The organism is Ruminococcus callidus ATCC 27760, from assembly GCF_000468015.1.
Taxonomy (GTDB): domain Bacteria; phylum Bacillota; class Clostridia; order Oscillospirales; family Ruminococcaceae; genus Ruminococcus_C; species Ruminococcus_C callidus.
On the sequence record NZ_KI260458.1, the window covers coordinates 465 to 4,937 of the forward strand.

Genomic DNA, 4,473 nt, shown 5'->3' on the forward strand with positions numbered 1-4,473 from the left:
TTATTATATCACACTACGCGAAAAATGTCAAACGCTCATTCGTCTGCAAATCGCCAAGAAAGCATCACCCCAACAACACATATCAAAAAAGAGAGCACGCCTCACGGTCTGCTCTCTTTTTCTTTTCCAAAATCATGTGGATTTCCCATGCATTCCCCGCCGCATCACGCCGCCGGAAATGTCAGTGTGATCTCCGTGCCCTGCTCCGGTTCGCTGCTGACGGAAATCGTGGCATGGTGAAGAGCTGCCCCGTGCTTGACGATAGACAGTCCCAGTCCGGTGCCGCCCACCGCTTTGGAGTGGCTCTTGTCCACCCGATAAAACCGTTCAAAAATGCGTCCCTGCTCCGCCGCCGGAATCCCGATACCGGTATCCTTGACCCGCAGCACCACATGGTCTGCCACCTGCTGCACGTCCACCCAGACACGCCCGCCGGCACGGTTGTACTTCACGGCATTTTCGCAGAGGTTATACACCATTTCCCCCAGCACCTGCCGCACGCCCTGCACCTGCCCGTGGGTGCCGTTTGCCACCAGCGTGACACCGTTTTTGCGGGCAACGGAGGAAAGCTGCTGCACCACGTCCCGTGCCATTTCCAGCATGTCCACTGTTTCCCGTTCCATAGGCACCTGATTTTCGTCCAGACGGGACAGCTTGATAATGTCCCCGATCAGGGTGATCAGACGCTGGGATTCGTCGTAAATTTTCCCTGCAAAATGGGGAATATCCTCCGGCTTGACAATGCCGTTACGAATGATCTCCGCAATGCCGGAAATGGAAGTCAGCGGCGTTTTCAGTTCGTGGGAAACATTCGCCGTGAACTCCCGCCGGTACTGTTCCTGTGCCTCTTTCTCCGTCACGTCCAGCACCAGAATCACAGCTCCCACCATATCTTCCGCAAAATCAGGCTGGCAGACGGCGTTGGCGATGATCTGGTACACTCTGCCGTTCAGCTCCAGATTTTCCTGTGTGTGGCGACCTTTCAGGGCACTGTCCACCGCGTTGCGGAAGCCCTCGCTCCGGTTCACTGCCAGCAGATTTTCATGTTCCTGTCTGGGATCCATGCCGAAGATCTGCATGGCACTTTTATTATAGGATAAAATCTGATAGTTCCGGTCTACCACGAACAAGCCCTCGCTCATGTTCTCGGTAATCATGGAGAACTCCTGCTGTTGCTTGCGGATCTCCGCCATGCGGGCATCGATCTCCCGATTCTGGGCGGCAATTCGCTGCAAAAACGGGGAGAGTTCGTCATAGGTTTCCACCTGTTCCGGATGCTTCAGATCGATCTCGCTCAGGGGCTTCACGATTTTTTTGGACACCCGATAGGACAGCACGCCCGCCAGCAGACAGGCTGCCAGAAAGATAAACACCAGCGGCGAAAGCATGCCGCCCATGAGGAACAGCACGGAACGCTGGGACATAGAGAGCCGCAGAACCGTGCCGTCACTCAGCCGCTTGGCGTAGTACATGGTGTGTTCCGACAGGGTGGATGAACGCCGGACACTGGTGCCGGAATCGTTCTCCATTGCCTCCCGCACCTCCTGCCGGTCGGCATGGTTTTCCATGGTTTTCGGGTTGCTGCGGTTGTCGTATTTCACCGTGCCGTCTGCGGCGATCCATGTCACGCGGCAGTTCTGGGCGTGAAGGCTGTCGAAATACGCCATGCCCTCCTGTTCCACGCCCTGTTCCGCAAACTGTGCCGTCGTCCGCAGCTGATCCAGCATAGTGGTTTCGAAGTGGTTATACAGCACGCCGGTAATCAGTGCCAGACTTAGCAGCAGCACAGAGATCACGACGGCGATAATGGATTGAAAAATTTTCCTGGTCATGCGTTTCCATCTCCCGAACGGTAGCCGATGCCGCGGACAGTTTCAATATACTTCCCGCAGTCCCCCAGTTTCTGCCGCAGGTGCCGCACGTGCACATCAACGGTACGGCTTTCGCCGTCGAACGAATAGCCCCAGATCTGGTTCAGCAGCTGGTCGCGGGTAAAGACGACACCCGGATTGTCCAGCAGCAGGCAAAGCAGTTCGAATTCTTTCAGGGTCAGGTTCACCGGCTCCCCTGCCGCCTGTACCACGTGGCGAACCGGATCCACCCGCAGTTCGCCCAGCTGGAGCACCTTGCCCTCTGCGGACTTTTCCGCTGTCCGGCGGAGCACTGCCTTAATCCGTGCCACCAGTGCCATCATGCCGAAAGGCTTTGCCACATAGTCGTCTGCCCCGTTGTCCAGTCCCACTACCTGATCGTACTCCGTCCCCTTGGCAGTCAGCATAATGACCGGCAGATTTTTGATTTCCCGCCTGCCGCGGATTTTCCGGAGGATCTCCAGACCGTCTTCTTCCGGCAGCATAATATCCAGCAGCACCAGTTCCGGCAGTTGTTCTTCCATGGCATGCCAGAACTCCGAGGGCAGCCCGAACCCCTTTGCGTCCATGCCGGTGCTCCGCAGGGTATAGATCACCAATTCCCGAATGCTGTCGTCGTCTTCTACTAAATAAATCATATGACTGCCCTTTCTTCCCGCAGAGTGTACCAGCAGTGCTGCCTGTGCAGCCGTTCCGCCGGCTCTGCATCTGTCATTTCAACAAAAAGAGGGAACGTCCAAAAAGATGCTCCCTCCTGACGTTTTACCGTCTATATCGTACCATATTCCCCGTCATTCGTCAAGGAAATTTTCGGGGTTTCCCCAGTTAAAATAGGATTCCGTTTTTATCAGCCTCCCTTGAAAAGGGAGGTGGCACGAAGTGCCGGAGGGATTTCTTCCGTAATACCTTACACATTAAGCAAAAGATTTCACAGAACCCCTCCACCAGCTTCGCTGGTCCCCCTCCCCTTTCAGGGGAGGCTGTTTACATTCAGGCTCCCCTTTAGGGGAGCTGGCAAGCCGCAGGCTTGACTGAGGGGTACTTCCGTGACACCTCACACACCAAGCAAAAGATTCCACGAGAACCCCTCCACCTTTCAAGGGCAACTCCCCTCACGCCAGCTTCATATGGTCGCCGGTAATGGCATAAATCACCCATTCCGCCACGTTGACAGCATGGTCGCCGATGCGTTCCAGATACTTGGCGATCATCATCAAATCCAGTGCACCCTCTGCCATGTCCTGGTTCGAACGCACCAGTTCCACCAGTTCCGAACGGACTTTCAGGAACAGATCGTCCACCTGATCGTCTGCGGCAGCCACCTTTTTCGCCAGTGCCGCATCTTTTTTCACATAGGAATCCACGCTGTCGGTTACCATGTGAATGACAGCATTTGCCATTTCCTTGATGTGTACCTTGCTCTCATACTTTTGAAAAGAAACGTGCTTGGTAATGTCCGAAATATCAAACGCCTGATCGCCGATACGTTCCAGATCAGAAATCATTTTCAGGGCAGAAGAAACCACACGCAGGTCGGTCGCCACCGGCTGCTGCATCAGCAAAAGCCGCATACAGAGCCGTTCAATATCCCGTTCGTGCTGGTCGATCTCCATTTCAATGCTGCCGACTTTTTCGGCAAGGTGCTTGTCGTCCTCCAGCAGTGCCTGAATGGCACCGGAAATGGCATCTTCGCAGAGTGCTCCCATTTGAATCATTTCGGTATTCAGCGTTGTCAGCTGTGCTTCGTAGTGTTCTCTCATTATCCGAACCTCCCTGAAATATAGTCCTCTGTCCGCTGATCCTGCGGCTTGGAAAACAGCTGTTCTGTTTCGGCATATTCCACCACTTCTCCCAGCAGAAAGAACGCGGTGCGGTCAGACACACGGGTTGCCTGCTGCATGTTGTGGGTTACAATAATAATGGTATAGTCCTTTTTCAGTGACAGCACCAGATCTTCCACCTTGGAAGTGGAGATCGGATCCAGTGCACTGGTGGGTTCGTCCATGAGGAGCACTTCCGGCTGTACTGCCAGTGCCCGTGCGATACAGAGCCGCTGCTGCTGTCCGCCGGACATGCCCAGTGCACTCTTGTTCAGACGGTCTTTGACCTCGTCCCAGATCGCCGCACTCCGCAGGGAATTTTCCACAATCTCGTCCAGCTTCGCCTTGGAATGAATGCCGTGGGTACGGGGGCCATAGGCGATGTTGTCGTAGATGCTCATGGGGAACGGGTTCGCTTTCTGGAACACCATACCCACCCGCTTCCGCAGCAGGTTCACGTCCATATCGCCGTAGATGTCCTCGCCGTCCAGACGAATGTCACCAGTGATCTTGCAGCCCTCCACCAGATCGTTCATCCGGTTCAGGGATTTCAGCAGCGTAGACTTGCCGCAGCCGGAGGGGCCGATAAAGGCACTGACCTCATGTTCCGGCAATTCCAGATTGATATTTTTCAGGGCATGGAACGTGTTGTAGTACAAGTCCATGTTGTGAATCGCAAATTTTGCCATAGTTGTTTTTCTCCTCATAAGATGTGGGTGGGCGGTGGTCTTTCAGGTATCCTCTTTCATCAGGCTCCCTTGAAAAGGGAGCTGGCAGCCGCA

5 protein-coding genes are annotated in these 4,473 nt (G+C 54.6%); 1 reads left to right on the forward strand and 4 read right to left on the reverse strand.

The window, feature by feature from the left end:
* Positions 1-190 (forward strand): hypothetical protein (locus tag RUMCAL_RS16315; protein ID WP_207636459.1); only part of this gene is annotated, 190 nt, incomplete at its 5' end.
* Here RUMCAL_RS16315 and RUMCAL_RS11500 read toward each other — a convergent pair.
* The 4 genes from RUMCAL_RS11500 to pstB all read right to left on the reverse strand — a co-directional run bounded on the left by RUMCAL_RS11500 (position 165) and on the right by pstB (position 4,380).
* The gene (locus tag RUMCAL_RS11500) at positions 165-1,832 is read right to left on the reverse strand and encodes a sensor histidine kinase (RefSeq protein ID WP_021683069.1); all 1,668 of its coding nucleotides are present in this window, start codon (positions 1,830-1,832) and stop codon (positions 165-167) included. The genes RUMCAL_RS16315 and RUMCAL_RS11500 overlap by 26 nt on opposite strands.
* Positions 1,829-2,509 (reverse strand): winged helix-turn-helix domain-containing protein, encoded by a 681-nt coding sequence (locus RUMCAL_RS11505; RefSeq protein WP_021683070.1) that lies wholly within the window; start codon positions 2,507-2,509, stop codon positions 1,829-1,831. Before RUMCAL_RS11505 ends, RUMCAL_RS11500 begins: the two co-directional genes overlap by 4 nt.
* Positions 2,510-2,983: 474 nt before the next feature.
* Complete coding sequence (gene phoU / locus RUMCAL_RS11510) at positions 2,984-3,631, reverse strand: phosphate signaling complex protein PhoU (protein WP_021683071.1); 648 nt, start codon at positions 3,629-3,631, stop codon at positions 2,984-2,986.
* Positions 3,631-4,380 (reverse strand): phosphate ABC transporter ATP-binding protein PstB, encoded by a 750-nt coding sequence (pstB, locus tag RUMCAL_RS11515; RefSeq protein WP_021683072.1) that lies wholly within the window; start codon positions 4,378-4,380, stop codon positions 3,631-3,633. Before pstB ends, phoU begins: the two co-directional genes overlap by 1 nt.
* Between the last annotated feature and the right edge of the window lie 93 nt (positions 4,381-4,473).

Excerpts from the sequence above, each read along its gene's own strand:
- RUMCAL_RS11500 (WP_021683069.1), bottom strand. The coding sequence starts at position 1,832 with ATGACCAGGAAAATTTTTCAATCCATTATCGCCGTCGTGATCTCTGTG.
- RUMCAL_RS11505 (WP_021683070.1), bottom strand. The coding sequence starts at position 2,509 with ATGATTTATTTAGTAGAAGACGACGACAGCATTCGGGAATTGGTGATC.
- phoU (WP_021683071.1), bottom strand. The coding sequence starts at position 3,631 with ATGAGAGAACACTACGAAGCACAGCTGACAACGCTGAATACCGAAATG.
- pstB (WP_021683072.1), bottom strand. The coding sequence starts at position 4,380 with ATGGCAAAATTTGCGATTCACAACATGGACTTGTACTACAACACGTTC.